The 655-nt window shown below is 59.1% G+C and carries 1 protein-coding gene; it reads left to right on the top strand.

The features are described from left to right. Nucleotides 1-43 precede the first annotated feature (43 nt). On the top strand, nucleotides 44-655 hold a 612-nt coding region (locus M3I56_RS40820), incomplete at its 3' end, for an IS630 family transposase (RefSeq protein ID WP_254358705.1).

Here is a 655-nt window from a genome sequence, read left to right as displayed (position 1 = left end):
CTAGTCCATTGCGTCATTGAAAAAGCACCTTATTTGGTATTCAATGAAACGCATGGAAAAGATGAATTTGACCACGCTTGAGCGCAAACAATTGCTGTCAGCAACTCGTAGCCAAACGGTGCGCGCAGCGGACGCGCGGCGTGCACGGCTGATCTTGATGCTTGATGAAGGCGAAGCACGTGAGGCGATCATGCAGCGGCTGCGATGTGACTCGCGCTTCATTACCCGTTGGTCGAGTCGGTTTTTGGCGGAGCGGTTGGCAGGCCTGTACGCGCGCCATCCGGGACGAGCTCCTGTGCATCCGCCTGAAAAGCTCGAGGCGCGGGTTCTGAATCTCACGCTTAAGCACCGGCCCTCGGACGGCTCGACGCATTGGAGCAGCTATAAGCTTGCGGCGGCTCTGGGTGATGTAGGCGCCTCGACGGTACAGCGCATCTGGCGCAAGCACGGCGTGCGCCCCCATCGACTCGATACGCACATGGTCTCAAACGACCCTGACTTCGAGACCAAGGCTGCAGACGTCATCGGCCTGTATCTGAACCCGCCCGCACATGCGGTGGTGTTCTGCGTGGACGAGAAGACGGCAATTCAAGCTCTGGATCGTAAGGATCGGATGCTACCGCTGTCGCCAGGGCGCGCCGAGAGCCATGGCTTC

Origin of the sequence: Paraburkholderia sp. CNPSo 3281 (assembly GCF_024206515.1) — a bacterium.
Lineage (GTDB): Bacteria > Pseudomonadota > Gammaproteobacteria > Burkholderiales > Burkholderiaceae > Paraburkholderia > Paraburkholderia nodosa.
This window is presented reverse-complemented; position numbering and strand designations above follow the sequence as displayed.